The following is an 18,008-nucleotide window of genomic DNA, read 5'->3' as shown; positions in this document are numbered from 1 at the left end:
TCTTTAGCTTTTTTCTCGTGGGTTATCTTTCAAACCGTCCAAAATGTGTATTTTCCCGATTTATAAGTGCATCCCCAAGATTGATTCTGCTCATAAGTCTTTCATGGTCCGAAGGAAAACGTTCTTTAACATTTGCAACACCCTCTGTTGTTGGGATATTACCATTAGGCATAGGACGTTCTTCTCTTTGAAAACCGGGGTTCAAACTATCATTATTAGTAGGATCTCTACGTGCATCAAGGTTCCCGGCATTGTTATTTGGATCATTGTTATTATCTTGTGGCATAGATTTCACTCCTTCGTTTATATTATCCGCTGATGACAGTAATCTATTCGCACGCTGTACTTATCCTTTATATTTGCACAACGCCAATTCTCTTGAATGGTCAACAAGTACGAAGGGTCTTTTTTTGCCTTTTAAAAAAACTTCAAAATATTATGATTGACTTACATTTTAATTTGTCTTACAATTTCAATGTAAATAGTCGAAAGATTCAATCAAATGGAAGGAGAACTTTCTTAAGAGCTAATTCACTTCAACATGAAGCATGACAACATACTGCGCGTTAACTTTATGTCAATTCCGGAAATGACGTAAAGTTCTGTCATAATTTCAATATCTGAATGTCTAGAGTTATCTAAGTATTATTGCTTTAGAAAAAATGAAAGCGAATACATACTCTTTGGAATGGAGTGAATAACTTGAAAAATCAATCAAATCTTGCTGAATCCACTGTGATTGCTCCGGAGGTCGTAAGTAAGAAAACAAATTTCTTCACGAAATTTAAAACATCCTATGGTCCGGGAATCCTTGCCGTGTTAACGTGGCTTGGAGCCGGTGATCTGGTGACGTCTTCTGTTGCCGGGGCGGATTATGGATATAGTTTAATGTGGATTTTAGCTCTGTCATTAATCCTTCGTTTTCTTATCGTTAATGTTATCGCCCGGTTCCAGCTTTGTAACACAGAAGGTTTAACCATACTTGAAGGCTATGGACGTATCCACCCATTTTTCGGTTACTTCATGTTTGGTTATGCATTAATCATGGGCCATCTGTTTAATGCCTATATGATTAAGGGAGCGGGAGAGGTATTATCGACCCTATTCCAAGTCAATCAGCCATTCTTAGCTTCATTGGTAGTTGTGGGATTAGTTTTTATGCTTATTGGCAGGAATATTTATAATAGAATTGAAAGTGTAATGAAAGTGCTTTTGGCATTATTGACCATTGCCTTCTTGTTCCTGGCCATTCAAGCTACACCGGATGTGGGGCAAATCATTAAAGGAACAATTGGTTTTAGCATTCCAAGTGATACTGGCGTTCATGGAGCATTATTAGTAGCGGTTTCGATTATCGGTGCAGTGGCAGGCTCGATTTCGAACTTTGTTCATCCATATTTCATGAAGGAAAAGGGCTGGACGAAACCGAGTCATCTAAAGGTTCAAAGAAATGATTTGCTTTTTGCCATCGGAGTTTGCATCGTGATAAATTTGGCCATTTGGGTGGTTGGGGCAGAAATTTTAAAACCGAATGGAATTCATGTCGAAACGATTGATGACTTGGCAATGGCATTACAAATGTCGTTAGGGAAATTTGGCTGGTACATTTTCTATCTTGGTGTTTTTGGCGTATTATTCGCGAGTGTAGTAGGCAAGTCAACTGGTTTTCCAAGATTGATTGTAGATGCCTTTTACGTAATAAATAAGGATCGTCGCGAAAAGTACAATGGTAAATATGAAAAAGATCCAATGTATAAATGGGTTATGCTTTTTGTGTTGGTCACGCCAATCATTTGGTCCATTCCCGGCATGCCTGGTTTCATTGCCTTAACAATTGGCGTAAATGCAATAAATATAATCGGCTTTCCGGTAATCGCAATTGGCATGCTCGTGCTTTCAAATAAAAAAAGCTTGATGGGAAAATATAAAAACAATTGGTTCGAAAATATTATTCTAACGTTAGCTTCCGTTTTAGCAATTTGGTCCGCCGTTCAATTAGCTACTACCTTTTTTTAAAATAATGGTAGATTATAGATAGAGGCGTAAAACAAAAAGGTTATGTCAGCATTTGAACCCGATGGGGTCCTACTTTATTGGAAGTGAGGTATCAATGATGAAACCGAAAGTAATCGTTTATAAGAAAGTGGATCAAAAGGTGTTGGATTATATTCAAGAGACTTGTGATGTCGTTTATTTTGAGGGTCTTCATTCACAAAACTATCCTGAATTTCTTCAGGAGCTGAAGAACGCACAAGGTATATTAGGTTCAGGATTAAAGGTGGATAAAACTTTACTGGATCAAGCACCTCAATTAAAAATCGTCTGTAATTCATCGGTTGGTTACGACAATTTGGATGTAACCGAGTTGTCCAATCGAGGAATCATGGCTACAAACACTCCCGAGGTATTGAATGAGACAGTTGCCGATACGATCATGGGTTTGATTCTCTCCACAGCGAGAAGAATGCCTGAGTTGGATCAAATGGTAAAGTCAGGGCAATGGACATCGAATATCGGAGAAAAATCGTTTGGGTTGGACGTCCATCATAAAGTATTAGGTATTATCGGAATGGGCGGAATCGGATCTGCCGTTTCAAAAAGGGCCCGTTTTGGGTTCGATATGAACATCTTATATCACAACAGATCCAGAAACGAAGACGCGGAACAAAAGTATGGAGCTACATACTGTTCTCTGGAAGATCTGTTAAAGCAATCTGATTTTGTCTGCTTGATGACACCGCTGACTCCTCAAACCGAAAAGATGATGGGGGAAAAAGAATTCAAGCTCATGAAAGAGTCCGCCATCTTCATCAATTGTTCAAGAGGGAAAACAGTGGATGAAGAAGCGTTGATCGATGCGCTAAAAACCGGAGAAATTCACGCGGCAGGACTGGATGTCTTTGTACAGGAGCCCGTCCAGGAAGACAACCCGCTGCTTTCCATGAAGAATGTCGTCACCTTGCCTCATATCGGTTCCGCAACATATGAAACCCGCCTGAAAATGGCGATGCTGGCCGCAACCAACCTTGTCGCCGGATTACAGGGGGAAACTCCGCCTACGTTGATTAAAGCTGGCGTAAAGGTGAAGTGATCTTTTATAAATTAATCTGGATAGCCTTATTTGGGGCTATCCATTTTTTTGTTCAGGATTATTATTTTTACTCATCCTGGAAAACAAATAAGCCCTCCCATAAAGAAGGGCTTTTATATCAATTCCCCAGACTTTTGTTATTCATCAACCACATCTGCCATTTCATCAAAATCGGAAATTACGATCTATCAAACAGTTCAGCAGAAGAAATACCTGGGTTTGTCATCTCGAAAGGATAACTTGTAATCGGAGGCTGCACGCAATGTTTGGATATATAGTATGCATGCACTGGTACTTGTTTTGATCCCAAGAAGTCTTTCTCAATACGTTCGTCATGATTTATTTGGATTGTTGACACCGTGTTTCCTCCTTTATAAGTTTATGCTACGTCTGATTGTTTAATTGAATCAACGTAATGGTTTGCTTTATCCTGGTCAAATTCCCCTTCCCATTTTGACATGACAATCGCCGCCAATGAGTTCCCTATGACATTAACCGCCGATCTTCCCATATCCAAAATTCGGTCGATACCGGCAATGAACGCAACACCTTCCACTGGCAGTCCCATAGAACCAAGTGTTGTTAAAACAACAACAAATGAGGCACCCGGAACGCCAGCCATTCCTTTTGACGTTAACATCAAGACTAGTAACAAAGTGATCTGTTGTGTAATGGATAAATCTATACCATACATTTGTGCCACGAAAAGTGAAGCAAGTGCTTGATAAATCGATGAGCCGTCTAGATTAAACGTATAGCCTGTTGGAATAACAAAGGAAGTAATGGATTTCGAGCAGCCAAACTTCTCCATTTTGTCCATAAGCCTAGGTAATACCGACTCTGAACTTGCTGTTGTAAATGCCAAAATCAATTCATCCTTTAACACTTTCAGGATAACAAAAATGCTTGTCCCTGACATTTTCGCTATAATTCCAAGAATGGCGAATACAAAGAATACCATCGTCACATAAACAGCAATTACTAGGTTCCCTAAAGGAATTAATGTTGCGATACCAAATTTTGCAACGGTTACACCAATCAGCGCAAACACACCAAAGGGGGCAAATTTCATGACTAGATTCGTCACCCAAAACATTACTTCCAACACACCTTCAAAGAATCCAAGAATAGGCTTTCCTTTTTCGCCTATCGCAGCGACACCTAAGCCGAATAAAACAGAAAAGAAGATAATAGGTAATAAATCCGCTTGAGCCATTGATTCAAATACATTTGAAGGGACAATATGAGAAATTGTTTCTCCAAAGCCACTGCTACCAGCAGTATTTGTTGTTTCTTCATATTTTGAAATATCACTTTTTTCAAGATTGCTTGTATCTAAGCCAGACCCTGGGTGGAACAAGTTTGCCGCCAGTAATCCAATAACAATGGCAATTGTGGTGACAATCTCAAAATAAAGAAGAGTCTTCCCGCCTAATTTTCCTAGTTTCTTTATATCGCCGACTCCCGCTATGGAAACGATTAATGCAGCCATGACGATCGGGATGACGATCATTTTAATTAAATGAATGAAAATATCCCCGATAGGCACCAAAATGGCCATGACTGTTTCATTACCATGGAATAAAGCACCGACAACGATACCTAGTACAAGTGCAATAAAAATTTGAGTAGCTAAGCCAAACCTTTTCATTTGAATTCCTCCTTTGATAGTTGTCCTTTTGTTAACGCTTTCATTTTTTAGATTATTTCAAGTTTATGCTCATCCTACTGGAACCTACTGAATCCTACTGATACTTACAAGGGACAGAAAAAATAATAATTTCAGTCAAAACCCTTCTCACTTTTTTACCTTTTCATATGTTATGTTTTTAATATAGTGACTGGGGAGGGACCGTATTGAAAAAGAGTATAAGGATATTACTATTGATTATGATTGCGGTGCCTCTTGCGGGCGAATTCAAGTTTTACCCCTTCGATGATACATTCAGAGTCAGTTTGGGAACCCCCGTCTTCTTCTTGTTTTTACTATGGGGGAGGAGCATCCACCCGATTATTGCAGGCATAGTGACGGGAATGAGTGTGTTTTTTTTACGTTTTTCACTGGCTGTCGGGATACGGGACATATCCGTTGAGGATGCGATGTATCTTCATGTTCCCGCCTTTTTCTACTACTTCATTTACGCGTTGGCCTTTCATAAAACGAAATTGAACGAACGGCATGATCAGCCGTTTATGATCGGGCTTTTAGGGGTATTGATCGAGCTTTTTGCAAGTGTATCGGAGATGACGATCCGATCCATCCTGGCGAATCAGGACACACCCTTGCTAGCCATTGACCAACTTGTTTTAATCGCCTTTATTCGAAGCTTTTTCGTTCTCGGCTTTTTTAATATAGTAAAGCTGAGAGAAGCGAAATCCGCAGAAGCGGAGCAGCGCATGCAAAAGGAACAAATGCTGCTTTTCATTTCAAGTTTGTATGAGGAATCGGTTCAACTGAAGAAAACGATGCAAAATGCGGAAGAAATCACCCGCACTTGTTATGACTTTTACCGTCGGATAAAAACAAGGGGGACTAATGGAAGCGATGCGCAAACTGCGTTGCAGATTGCCGGTCTCGTGCATGAAATCAAAAAAGATAACCAGCGGATTTATGCGGGGCTATCGAAACTTATGTCATCCGAAAACCTGCAGGAATATATGAAGATCGAAGACCTTGGTAACATCATGATCGTGTCCAATAGACGATATGCAGAGTCCCTTCGCAAAGTTATTACATTTACCTTGCATATAGATGATGACCATCCCCGCTATCATGTATATATGGTATTATCATTAATAAATAATTTATTGGCCAATGCAGTGGAAGCCATTGAAGAAGAAGGATACGTATCACTGCATGTGAAAAGGAAAGGTCAGTTCGTGGAGTTTTGCATCTGTGATAATGGGTCCGGCATTGCGCCAAAGCAGAAGGAAATCATTTTTACAGCAGGATATACAAAGAAATTCGATGAGGCGGGAAACCCTTCGACGGGAATTGGCTTATCGTATGTGAAACAAACAGTTGAAAAATTTGGAGGACATATCAGGCTAATGGATACCTATAAAGAAACCGTATTCATCGTAGGAATTCCGATTGATGCTATTATGGAGAAAGGGCTAACGAGATGAATTATTTCATTATAGATGACGATCCTGCCATTCGAGGAATGTTGACAGAGATAATTGAAGACGAAGATTTAGGCAAAGTGGTGGGAGAAGCAGAAGACGGAGCTTTAGTGAATAATGGCTTGTTGCTTTTAAAAAAAGCAGACGTTGTCTTAATTGATTTGCTCATGCCATTAAGGGATGGAATTGAAACAATCAGGTCTCTTGCTGATGGATTTCAAGGAAGATTTGTGATGATTTCGCAAGTGGAAACGAAAGAAATGATTGGTGAGGCGTATAGATTAGGAGCGGAATACTACATTACAAAACCGCTGAACCAAGTTGAAATTTCATGCATATTAAACAAAGTGAACGAGCGAATACTGGTGGATCAATCGATCCAGGGCATTCAAAAGTCGTTGAACGTGTTTACGGGCCGCCCGAAGTCTTCGAAAGTGCCCTCCATTCATACAAAAAGTATCATGGAAGCCGGACGGTCCTTAATTTCCGATTTAGGTATGATTGGCGAAGGGGGAAGCGAGGATTTATTAAACATTTTAGGATTCCTCCAAAATGAAAAGCAAAGACTCGGTCCTGCCTACACATTTCCATATTTAAAGGAGATATTTGCTGGGATTGCTGCTGAAAAGCTGGGAGGTCAAGCGAAAGAGGCCGAAATCCAGAAAGAAATGAAAGCTTCTGAGCAGCGTGTCCGTCGCGCACTTAACCAGGCACTCATCCATATCGCTTCATTAGGATTGACGGATTATATGAATCCAAAATTCGAAGCCTATTCATCCACATTTTTTGATTTCTCGGAAGTCCGCAAAAAAATGCTGGAGCTAGAAGACAAAAGCAAAAAAGTAAGCAGTCAGAGCCGCAATAATATGAAAAAGTTTATCCAAGTGCTGTTTATGGAAGCAAGGCAGATGATGAAATAATAAACCAGTAACACAAGTGGAATAGATTGAAAATTCACAAAAACATTTTATATTTTTCGATGGAAGAAACATAAAGACAAATCCGTTTAGATGGGATTTGTCTTTATCGCAATTTCCTCCGTATTTTTTTATAAACAGTATGACTTTGTTTCAAATCTACAGAAAAAAGAACTAGCAATGAGGCTTTCTAATATGTAGGCATAAAAATAACCAGCCAAGCTATTGCTCAACTGGTTACTGGCTTTACATGCTAAATTAAAGTTTAAAATGAAGATTCATTATGGCAACTGTTGTGCAAAATACATTGATATCATTCAGAATTTATGATAAATTAGTATAGAAACACATTTAACTATATACAAAAACAGTTTACCCCTTACTATAAGTATAAGGTAAAACTCACCTCTAGTCAACCCCTAATTTCTCATTTTTTAAAGGAGTGTCCGTTATGAACAATGAAATTCGGCAGGAGCAAGAACGTTTGAATGAGGTGATAGATACAATCACGAAACAAATCAGCAAAATAGAAGGAGAAACTTCAAAGCGTAAAAAAGAAGTTGTTAATATCCGTAAACACTTTTGGGATGACCTCAAGGTTAATATTGATACCTTCGATGATTACCTCGAGACGATCATTGGCTTAAGGCAGCAGGCTCAAGACTTGTCACAAAGCGAAGGCGCACATAGATATGCCTTCAAGAGGCTATCAACACTGCGCCGTATGCAGGAAGTGCCTTATTTCGGCCGGATTGATATCACTGAAGAAGGGTCTCCCCTTACGGAACAAATTTATATTGGGACTTCCACTCTTACTGATGCAACAGGAGAAAACTTCATTATCTACGATTGGAGGGCCCCGATTTCGAGTGTTTATTATGACTATCCTCCCGGTCCTGTAGAATACTCCACTCCCGGAGGCGTAATTCAAGGGATGCTGGAGAACAAGTGGCAATACACCATCAAAGGAGGCGTTATCGAATCGATGTTCGATACGAGTCTCACCATTGGGGATGAGATCCTGCAGCAAGTACTGGGCAAGGGAACGGATAAGCATATGCACAGTATCGTGTCCACCATTCAACGTGAGCAAAATAGGATCATCCGGAACGATCGCGGACGTCTGCTCATTGTTCAAGGTGCCGCTGGCAGCGGGAAGACATCAGCTGCCCTGCAACGGATCGCTTACTTGCTCTACAAGAATCGAGAAAGGCTGAAAGCCGATCAAATCATTCTATTCTCTCCTAACTCCATGTTTAATAACTACGTATCCAATGTGTTACCCGAACTTGGCGAAGAGAATATGCAGCAGGTAACATTCCAGGAATACCTGGATCATCGTCTGACTGACTCTTTTCATGTTGAGGATCCTTATGAGCAATTGGAATATTTGCTGACTGCAGCGGAGGATCCTTCCTATAGCACCAGGACAGCGAGTATCCAATTTAAGGCATCCATTCGCTTCTTTGAAATCATCAAGACCTACAGACAATCACTGGAGCTATCCGGAATGCTCTTTAGAGGGGTAAAGTTCCGAGGGGAAACGCTCGTCTCCGCTAAAAAAATCTCGGAAAGATTTTATAACACAGACACCACATTAAAATTTCACAATCGGATTGAAAAGCTGAAAGAGTGGTTATGTGAGTTACTTGATGAAAGGGAAAAGTTTGAGCTGAAACAACCTTGGGTCGAGGAGGAAATCGAGTATCTTAGCAAAGAAGATTACCAAAAGGTATACACCTATTTAGAGAAAAAACGCGGTGATAATGAAGATTCCTTTGACGATTATGAAATAGAGAATAAAATGCTTGCGCGTATGATTGTTCGAAAGAAATTGAAGTCGTTACGCAAACGGATAAAAGCACTTCATTTTATCAATATTAAGGGAATATACAAGCAACTTTTTGACGAACGAATACGGATCGAACTGTGGAATGAGGGGGAAACACCTGCCGAAAGGGAAATTTGCTTATCAACCCAAAAAATGCTGGACGAAGGTAAACTGTATTACGAAGACGCGACTCCATTTTTGCTGCTGAAGGAGTTAATTCAAGGATTCCAGTCGAATACTTCTATAAAATATGTGCTTGTTGACGAAGCACAGGATTATTCTCCATTTCAATTCGAGTTTTTGAAACGATTGTTTCCTTCTGCCAGGATGACCGTGCTCGGTGACTTTAACCAGGCAATATTCGCTCATGCCAGCGAACGGGTGGACTTCCAGACTCTTACCAGTTTATACGGAATAAGTGAAACCGAGAGCATAACCTTGGATCAAAGCTACAGATCGACAAAGCAGATTATAGAATTCACACGTGAACTAATTCCAGAAGGCCATCGAATTAAGGCGTTCAATCGTGAAGGCGAGAAGCCTGTACTCACTCAAGTGTCCAGCCGTGATGAATTGCACCGCAAAATCATGTCTAAAGTCAAAGACTTTCAAAGCCGTGAGTACAATACAATCGCAATAATCTGTAAATCTGCTGCCGAAAGTGCCGCCGCATACGATGCCCTTAGTGTTCACGGTGAAATTAAACTCGTACAGAAAGGCACAAATGAATATGAACAGGGTGTAGTCGTTATACCGGCTTATTTGGCCAAAGGCATCGAATTCGATGCAGTCATCATTTATGATGCATCCATGCAAACATACGGTGATGAGAGCCTGCGTAGATTGTTCTACACCGCATGTACCAGGGCTATGCATGACTTACAAATTTATACGGTTGGCGAACCCAGTCCCTTCTTGAAAAACGGTGCAACGGAGAGTTTACTTCTGACCTCCAAATAACAAAGGATGGACTCATTATTAGTGCTTCCTTTTTTCTCCTTTCATTTTATTGCTCTTTTATCGAAATACTATAAAAGAAAATCTTTAGAAAAGGAGGAGATGGATTGACTAACGAGAAAGAACAGGTGGAAACGGGAGGAAGCCAGGTGACTGGTGAATCAACGATTCAAACAGTTAATGATGGCCATTATCATTATCCAGGGCCCGTGGAAGAAGGCTATAGCGGAAATACAGGAAGAGCAGTACAGCCTGCCGGGAAAAAAGATCCTGATGTTCCTCAAAACAAAGACACATTTAATTACACCCGTAATGTAAAGTAGATCCGTCCAACATCATATACTTGGAGGTGAAGGAAATGAGTAAAAAGACAGGAAGAGGTCGCATTGCACCAAGTGTTAACCCGCAGGGACATGGAAAAGATGTGGAATTCTCCACAGAGCCTAAAAGCGATCTTGAAAACAAGGCAAAAAAGTCTAATACTAAATAAGCGTATTGGATAAAAATGTGGTCATACTTTATAAAGAATGCCCTTCTCTTAATGGAGAGGGGCTTTTATAATCTAAAAGAAGGCTCAATCTGCAGATGGTTGAATATCCAACCCTATTTCGTGTCACTCCTCGTTTTTGTCGATGAATCATACGTTTTTGAAGCAGCGGAATGTGAAAGAATAGAAGGATGGGGTTACCGTTAAAAAAAATACTAAATACATATACTACTGTGCTAATATGAAAGACTGAGCTTAAAAAATGAGAGGAGTTACAAATGAAAATAAATCGATTAATAGCGAACAATATAAGCCATTTAGATTCATCACTTCCAGACGACCAATCATTAGGAATTGCTGGTTTATCAGGTTCCGGGAAAACGACTTTTTGTCAAACCATTGGCGAAGAATCCAAGAAGCGTCTCGTTTCCTTATTGCCGAAGTCTGAATATCAGTATTTATTCCCTAATATTATGGAAACCAACTTCAGTGCCATCAAGATGGAGGAAATGCCGCTGGTCCTTTTTCTAGGCAAATCATCCATTTCAGCTAATCCCCGTTCGACCATTGGCACACATACTGGTGTGTTTAAAGAGATTCGTGTTTGTCTTGCAGAAAAATTCAATCTTTCTCCGGAAGTTTTTTCATTTAATAATGCCTTAGGCTGGTGCCCCACTTGTAAAGGACGCGGTACGACGAAAAACGTCGAATGTCCAAAGTGTGAGGGGAAGCGCTACAATCAAGAAGTCGAGCAATATACCATTGAATTATTAGATCACCCGCATACTATATCCGATATCAACAAATTAAGCATCGAAACGATCCTTTCACTCGCAGATACCTTACATATTAGTGAAGCTAAACAGCATATTCTCCAAAATATAATCAATATGAATATTGGTTATTTAGGCTTGAACCGGATTATGGGGACAGTGTCAGGAGGGGAATTAACCCGGCTTTATTTGGCCGAATTCATGGCAACAAGTGAAAATACCGTGATCATCATCGATGAAATCTCCGTCGGTCTTGATCATCAAACCCTTTTGGAAATTTTGGAACAGATTAAGCAATTAGGTTATAAAAATCAAATTTGGCTCATTGATCACTCCGACACGGTTTTGGATAGCACGGATGACCAATTGTTCTTTGGACCCGGCAGCGGAAAATATGGCGGGAAAATCGTTGAGGAATCACCGCGGCCCAAACCAATCAGCTGGAAGCGAAATGAAGCAGCACCAACGGAATACTATCAATATCAATTTCAGGATCTTTACTGCCGTAATATTCAAATGGAAGAAATCCGCATTCCCAAGAATAGACTCGTTACCTTTACGGGTGAGTCAGGCTGCGGTAAATCTACACTAGTCAATGAATGCATCTCCAAAGATTTTCAGAAGCGGTATCCAAAGGATAAGCTGGTCATGGTCGGGCAGGACCGAAATAAATCGATCACCAGCCGATCAACCGTTGCGACATTTCTTGATATTAAAAAGAAGCTAACCAAATACAGTGATGAAATAGATGATATTTTTCAGCGTTCGATCGAAGATATCATCGAAGAATTGCCATCTGAAGACATCGCGCATAAACGTTTGAGCTTATTGATCAAACTTGGGCTTGGTTATTTGACGTTAGAAAGAAAAACACAAACACTATCGACTGGTGAATTTCAATGTGTCCACTTAGTTTCCGAGCTGTTTGCGAAGACAAGAAACCCGCACACGCTGTTCATTTTTGACGAGCCTTCAAAAGGGTTATCGCAAAATATTTTAAACCAATTCATTGACAGTGTCAGGGTCATTCTGGATGATGAATCCGTCTCCATCATCATGATTGAACATAATGCCTATATGCTGGAAAGCTCGGATTATATCGTGGATTTTGGTAAAAGACAGCTAACGCCTGTCCAGCATCTTGACGTTGTCAGTCATGATGATTATTACAGTCACAAAGACAGTGACGATCGAGTGGAGCCATTGCATATCTCTTCGACGCTCCGGTCAAAAACTGGTATCGATTATTTACAGGAAAATCATCTGGACTATTTCAAAAACGCAGAGAACGTCTATAAGGGCGGCATTTTAAAAAGCTTATCACCAATCGCTCGCGTGATTTATGGGGAGTATGAGTCTGACACGATTGCACCTGTGATCGCCATTGATCTTGAACGGCACTTGTACAGCCAATATACGTTTCTTTATGAATTGGGCGGAATGATCAACCATATAGTGGCTGCACATCCGACCAATAAGGATACAAGAAGCTTCGATTTCTATTCTGCAGAAAATCATTGTCCAAGCTGTTCGGGACGCCGGGTCATTGAAAAATTCGATTTCGATGTAGTCATACAAGACAAAAACGTGCCATTCTGGGATGGTTTATTACATCCGGACGTGATGGAAGTATTAAAATATTATCAGCATTCCAAACTGCAATTCCTGTTTGATGAGATCAAGAATGAACTAGGTCACGACATTAGTAAAAGCTATAATGAGATGACAGATGCCGAAAAACATACCTTCTTATATGGGTATTGGGAAAAGTCCTTTTACGATAAAGCAGGCAAGGCATCGCGAATTTGGGAAGGGTTCAATTTCATCATTGGGCGTTATATCTTCGTATCGAAATCAATCATTAAAGAGCAGATGAAAGAAACAAAAGAGATGATTGACTGTCCAGTCTGTCAAGGAACGGTTCTCAAACATCATAAAAAGCTGATGTTTGGTGATACGGACATTCGCGAGATCATCCAACAGCCAATTGATCAAGTCATCAAAATTGTAGGAAAGCTGCCGGAACTGGAAAAACTAAAAGCGATTGTGGGCGGCGATATCGCACTCACTGATGATGTCTCATTCCTTCCACGTGAAACAAAAGCAGCGTTGAAAATGCTCGAACTCGAACTAGCAAGCTTCGTCGGCTATGAAGTGGTTTTACAAAATACCCAACCATTCTGGGACAGCATTAAAGGCAATATCGAAGCAATCAGCAGCAAAAATCAGATCACCATCTGTGACTTTGCAAATATTAACGAAACAAGAGAAACCATTATTGATAAATATTTCACCAATGGCAAATACAAAAAACTAACCTATGTCTATGAAGCATTCGGCTACAAAAAAATCGTTACCCAAATCAATAAAATTAAAGCAAGTCATAAATGCCCATTCTGTAATGGCAAGAAAGTCATTTCAGAAGACAACATCCATGACGGTGTGTATAAATTAACGATCCCTTGTGTGAGCTGTCATGCCAGTGGCATCGATGATGAAGGGCGTAAAGAAATCGTCGAAAGCATCGACGTCCAGACCTGGCTGACAGGGAAAGTGAAGGATGTCGTGGCCGAAAGTGAACGTACCGAGGCCGTTGCCGATATCCCCATTTTCGCCCGGATACGTGAATTGAACAAACGAGACATGATGGCGGTTTATCAATGCCTAGACAAGAAAAAATAAATGTAACAGCACTCTATTGAAAATCAAGTTTGTCTACAGTTTTATAAAGGTTTGTATAATTTGACCGTTGATTTCCACTCCAGGCACTCGCTTTCCGCGGGCGGTCCGGGAGCCTCCTCGGCGCCTTTGCGCCTGTGGGGTCTCCCATGGACTCGCTTTTCCCGCAGGAGTCTCGCACCTTACGTTCCAATCAACTTTGGTTTTAAATTTAAATAAAACCATATTTTTCTACAAACTAAAAGTCCGCCATTTACGGCGGACTTTGTTTATTATTTTCCAGAATGACCTTCTTGATAAACGGGAAGTGTTATTGAAATCGTTGTTCCCTTATTCAAAGCGCTAGTTAAATGAAGTGTACCATTCATCGTTTGGATGGTCTTGACAGCCACCATTGATCCCAGCCCAGTCCCTTTTTCTTTGGAACTGTAATAAGGCTCGCCAAAACGATTTATTTGTTCCTTGTTCATTCCCACTCCATTGTCACTGATTTCGATTATGATATCGAAATTATTTACATAAGAAACAATACTAAGTTCCCCGCCATTTGGCATTGCCTCTATACCATTCTTGATGAGGTTTAGGAAGCATTGCTTGAAATGTTGAATATTCCCCCGGGTAATGGCTGGAGCCAACTGTTCAGATATCGTAACTAAATTCATGCTAGCCAATGGTTTGATCATTTCTATTACATACCCTATTTCACGGTTAACTGAAATATTATCCACTTTCTCAAGTGCAGGTTTTGCAAATGCTAAGTATTCACTAATTATGGATTCTGCACTATTAAGCTCCCTGACAACATGCTCTATATATTGTTCTTTTACATCCTGAGTCAGATCAGGAGTCTTTAGCAGTTGAACAAATCCTTTCACAACCGTTAAAGGATTTCTAACTTCATGTGAAATGCTGGCTGCAAGCTGACTGACTACCTCCATTTTTTCAAGCCTTATCATTTGTGTCCGGATTAAAATGGCATCCTTTAAAATTTCCATGATATAAACAGCTAAACCAATAATGAAAGGAGGGAGGATGATAAAGTAAAATACATACGCCTCCGTTATTCGAAAATAATCAGACATAGCGAGTGAAATGAAGCTCGTTAGAATTCCAAGAAACAAAATTAATAGTATCGAGCTATTAAGCTTATTTTTCCGATTGAAATTTTTGAATTTGGAAGAAAATAGAGCCGTTATAATAAAGATTACGATATATACAATTAACGTAAGTAAATTAAAGCCATAAAAAGCAAACCTAAAAGATAATATGATGACTAACAGGGCAGCCCCTACAGGCCAACCACCATAAAGGGTTCCTATTATAAAAGGGATTTGCCTGAGATCGTGGACACAATATTCATCGATATAAATAGGAAACTTCATACTTAATATAATAGGAATGCTCATGCATGCAGTAATAAGGGTCTTGCCATACTGACTTAACCTTTTACCATGATCTATTAAAATGTAATAAATCAAAATACTTACTAAGATATAAAAAAGATTATCTAATATGTTTTGATTGATATAAATAAAATTCATAGGATTCTCCTGAAAAAGTAACCGTTTGGTTTATTATACAAGAATAACACCAAAAAAGAGAATCTTAATAAGTAATTTATTTACAGAACGACATTTAAATTCAAAAAGAGTTGGTTAATGTATCTAATAACTTGAATTATTTGCCGATTTATCAATTGAAAATTTGGTTTTACATAATAAAGGAAATATAATAGAGGTAGAGGTGATTTTCATTGAAAAAATGGAAAAGGGAAATAGAAATAAACGCCCCAATTGAACAGGTATGGAAGTTTCTCGATGGTTCTGTAGAAAATATGCAAAAAATCATGCCTCAAGTAATTGAACAAAAGCCGGTTAAAATAACGGAAGAAGTGGTTGGAAGCGTATATCGCCAAACATATAGAGAAGGAAAACGAACAGAAGAGTATGATATAGAAACATTGGAATATTTGAATGAGACAAATGAGAAAAAGCTGAAAGTAGGCTTCATACTTGCAAAAATGTTTGATATTACCGCTTTATATGAACTAAATAAAATCAATGACAATAGAACTTCCTTTACATATACAGTCACCAGTCGCCCATTAAAGTGGTTTTTGAAATTACTTTTAGTATTTGCCACCGATAAAGTGGTCGTTGAATTTTTAGATCGTGTCAAAAAGGTATCTGAAGCAGAAACAAGTGGATCAGTATGAATTAAGTCAATCTTAAGGAAAGAACAACACAAAAAAAAGAATCCATCCTTTTTCATGATGGATTCTTTTTTATTTGTCGGGAATTAATCTTTCAACCCTTGGTACTGTCAGGTTATTTTATTTGTGGCAAGAAAGGTATAACGTGGGTCACAGAAACGAAGGAGAAACGATTCCATATGTGAAAATCGTGAATTCAATTTTGGGACCTATCAATCTGAATTTATGGTTATTATAACATTATGATAGAGCATCTATACGGCTGCTCATAAGAAATACTAACAGGAAGAGGAGGGATGAAAAAATGGTAAAGAAAAAAGTTCGGTTACTTGCTTCACTATTATTTATAGTTAGTCTTTCTTTGATAGTTTCAGCTTGTTCTAATTCCAAGAAGGATGTAAATTCGGAGGATAAAAAAAATCTAAAGGTAATTCAAATGGATGGTACTTTTGCTGTAGATGTGGATGATCCAAATGAAACTGTAGGTGATGCAGATTACGTTTTTTTAGGCCGAGTCGATGAAGATGTTGATACTCTATACAAAGATCCTGTAACAATTGAAACTAGTGACGGTGCTAAAGAGGTTTCAACACCGTATACAAATTACCAAGTTACTGTCCTGCAAAATATAAAGGGTGATCTAGTAACAGATACTTCCATACCTATTCAAAAGGCTGGAGGGATAAATGAAGATGGCTCTTCTGTTGTTTTGTATGAAGATGATACATTACCGGAGGAAGGAAAATCATATGTGTTTTTAGCGTATGCACAAGATGATGGTTCATTATTAGTATCAGGTCCAAATTCGAATGAATACGTTGAGGGTATTAAGCGAGATGTGACTAGTGAAAAAATGGAAAAAGGTAAAGCTTCTTTGAACGAGGAAGCCACAGAGGTAGTTTCTGCGTATGAAAATGCATATGAAAATGAAATACCTACAGATAGAGACCGTTCAGAATCTGAATTTGATGATGAGCAATAAAAATTTAAAAGCAGGTGCATTATGGGTAGCAGGTAAGGTAGCTAATGATAACACAAAAAATGAGAGGTATGTGCATTATGAAGCAATGAGAACTTCAAACTCTAAGGCATTATGGGTTGCATTATGGGTTGGTCCAGGTAGGTCTAAATCGAAAGCAATTTCAAGATTAAAAAGTGGATTAGATACTTGGAGTATTGGCTCATTAAATGCACTCAGTATAGCAAAAGGTGCTCACCAACTGGACGATATAGGTTTGATTCAGCACATACTGATGGTAAAGGAAACCGTACATTTGCACATTATCATCCTCATGAATATGATACTCACTCATTCTACGGAGGAAGTAAGCTCTGGGAATTTATCAAATTTGATTATAAAGGAAGTATTCTATGGGAAAAAAAACTTCGCAAAGTTATTCCCTCCTAAAAGAATTGAGGAAGTAGCTTACATATTAGAGCATGATTTAGAGGGAATAGAGATTCCTAAAGAAGATGAACGTATAAAATATATACTGGCAGATCCTTATGCTCCAGAAATGAAGCTAATTAAAAGAGTATATTTAATCTATAATAAAACGATACTAGAATTACTCAAAGGAAAAATTCATTCTATTAAAAGCTATGAATTTAAATACCCTAAGAAAAAGAATAGAAAGATTTCAAATACAGACATAGAATATGCACTGGACATGGCAACAATTGTAGTACTTGCAAGCACAAATAATAAAATACTCACGACCTATTTTATAAGTGGTTCTGCTGAAAAACTAAACAGTATATTAAACGTATGTATTGGCTACTCCAAAGATTTAGAATACGATGAATATAAAGCTAGTTTACAAAATTTTAAAAATGATATTGAAACAGTTAGTCAGATGGGATTATTAGAGAAAATACTTGGAAATGATTCTGGCGTAAGTTAAGTAATTAAAGATTTCTGTATATTTAATAGAG

15 protein-coding genes are annotated in these 18,008 nt (G+C 38.9%); 11 read left to right on the top strand and 4 right to left on the bottom strand.

Annotated features, from left to right (window positions below; genetic code table 11):
* Positions 1-22: 22 nt before the first annotated feature.
* Positions 23-286, bottom strand: coding sequence for a hypothetical protein (locus MKX49_RS19785; RefSeq protein ID WP_048687195.1), 264 nt, complete (start codon positions 284-286; stop codon positions 23-25).
* A gap of 416 nt (positions 287-702) precedes the next feature.
* Here MKX49_RS19785 and MKX49_RS19780 point away from each other — a divergent pair, with 416 nt between their 5' ends.
* Entirely contained in the window at positions 703-2,016 is a 1,314-nt protein-coding gene (locus MKX49_RS19780; protein ID WP_340877464.1) for an Nramp family divalent metal transporter, read from the top strand.
* A 97-nt stretch (positions 2,017-2,113) separates the two neighbouring features.
* Positions 2,114-3,091, top strand: a complete 978-nt coding sequence (locus MKX49_RS19775; RefSeq protein WP_048687212.1) for a 2-hydroxyacid dehydrogenase — start codon at positions 2,114-2,116, stop codon at positions 3,089-3,091.
* Between the two features lie 178 nt (positions 3,092-3,269).
* Here the strand turns inward: MKX49_RS19775 and MKX49_RS19770 are convergent, their stop codons facing one another.
* Complete coding sequence (locus MKX49_RS19770; RefSeq protein ID WP_340877463.1) at positions 3,270-3,449, bottom strand: hypothetical protein; 180 nt, start codon at positions 3,447-3,449, stop codon at positions 3,270-3,272.
* A gap of 21 nt (positions 3,450-3,470) precedes the next feature.
* Positions 3,471-4,742 (bottom strand): cation:dicarboxylate symporter family transporter, encoded by a 1,272-nt coding sequence (locus MKX49_RS19765; protein WP_202186910.1) that lies wholly within the window; start codon positions 4,740-4,742, stop codon positions 3,471-3,473.
* Positions 4,743-4,948: 206 nt separating this feature from the next.
* Here MKX49_RS19765 and MKX49_RS19760 point away from each other — a divergent pair, with 206 nt between their 5' ends.
* The 6 genes from MKX49_RS19760 to MKX49_RS19735 all read left to right on the top strand — a co-directional run bounded on the left by MKX49_RS19760 (position 4,949) and on the right by MKX49_RS19735 (position 13,864).
* Positions 4,949-6,220, top strand: a complete 1,272-nt coding sequence (locus MKX49_RS19760) for an ATP-binding protein (protein ID WP_340877462.1) — start codon at positions 4,949-4,951, stop codon at positions 6,218-6,220.
* The gene (locus MKX49_RS19755) at positions 6,217-7,137 is read left to right on the top strand and encodes a response regulator (RefSeq protein ID WP_340877461.1); all 921 of its coding nucleotides are present in this window, start codon (positions 6,217-6,219) and stop codon (positions 7,135-7,137) included. The genes MKX49_RS19760 and MKX49_RS19755 overlap by 4 nt, the downstream gene beginning before the upstream one ends.
* Before the next feature lie 448 nt (positions 7,138-7,585).
* Positions 7,586-9,925 (top strand): RNA polymerase recycling motor HelD, encoded by a 2,340-nt coding sequence (helD, locus tag MKX49_RS19750; RefSeq protein WP_340877460.1) that lies wholly within the window; start codon positions 7,586-7,588, stop codon positions 9,923-9,925.
* Positions 9,926-10,029: 104 nt separating this feature from the next.
* On the top strand, positions 10,030-10,245 hold the full coding sequence (locus tag MKX49_RS19745) for a hypothetical protein (protein ID WP_063575260.1): 216 nt from the start codon (positions 10,030-10,032) through the stop codon (positions 10,243-10,245).
* Between the two features lie 35 nt (positions 10,246-10,280).
* Positions 10,281-10,412 (top strand): small, acid-soluble spore protein L, encoded by a 132-nt coding sequence (gene sspL / locus MKX49_RS19740; RefSeq protein WP_034304091.1) that lies wholly within the window; start codon positions 10,281-10,283, stop codon positions 10,410-10,412.
* Between the two features lie 275 nt (positions 10,413-10,687).
* Positions 10,688-13,864 carry an ATP-binding cassette domain-containing protein gene (locus MKX49_RS19735; RefSeq protein ID WP_340877459.1) on the top strand — a complete coding sequence of 1,059 codons (3,177 nt, stop codon included), beginning with the start codon at positions 10,688-10,690 and terminating at the stop codon, positions 13,862-13,864.
* Positions 13,865-14,133: 269 nt separating this feature from the next.
* Here MKX49_RS19735 and MKX49_RS19730 read toward each other — a convergent pair whose 3' ends face one another.
* A complete protein-coding gene (locus MKX49_RS19730) occupies positions 14,134-15,402 on the bottom strand; it encodes an ATP-binding protein (RefSeq protein WP_340877457.1) in 1,269 nt (422 codons plus the stop codon).
* Between the two features lie 212 nt (positions 15,403-15,614).
* On the opposite strand from MKX49_RS19730, the gene MKX49_RS19725 reads away from it, so the two are divergent.
* The 3 genes from MKX49_RS19725 (at position 15,615) to MKX49_RS19715 (ending at position 17,977) form a co-directional block, all read left to right on the top strand.
* Positions 15,615-16,076 carry an SRPBCC family protein gene (locus MKX49_RS19725; RefSeq protein ID WP_340877455.1) on the top strand — a complete coding sequence of 154 codons (462 nt, stop codon included), beginning with the start codon at positions 15,615-15,617 and terminating at the stop codon, positions 16,074-16,076.
* 301 nt (positions 16,077-16,377) lie between these two features.
* Positions 16,378-17,055: a cell surface protein gene (locus MKX49_RS19720; protein ID WP_340877454.1), complete on the top strand. Its 678-nt coding sequence runs from the start codon at positions 16,378-16,380 to the stop codon at positions 17,053-17,055.
* Positions 16,982-17,977 carry a hypothetical protein gene (locus MKX49_RS19715; protein ID WP_340877453.1) on the top strand — a complete coding sequence of 332 codons (996 nt, stop codon included), beginning with the start codon at positions 16,982-16,984 and terminating at the stop codon, positions 17,975-17,977. Before MKX49_RS19720 ends, MKX49_RS19715 begins: the two co-directional genes overlap by 74 nt.
* The last annotated feature ends 31 nt before the right edge of the window (positions 17,978-18,008 follow it).

Origin of the sequence: Peribacillus sp. FSL M8-0224, assembly GCF_038003055.1 — a bacterium.
In the GTDB taxonomy this organism is placed as follows: Bacteria; Bacillota; Bacilli; order Bacillales; family DSM-1321; genus Peribacillus; species Peribacillus frigoritolerans.
Note: the sequence above shows the minus strand (reverse complement) of the source record. Positions and strands in the feature narration are given on the sequence as shown.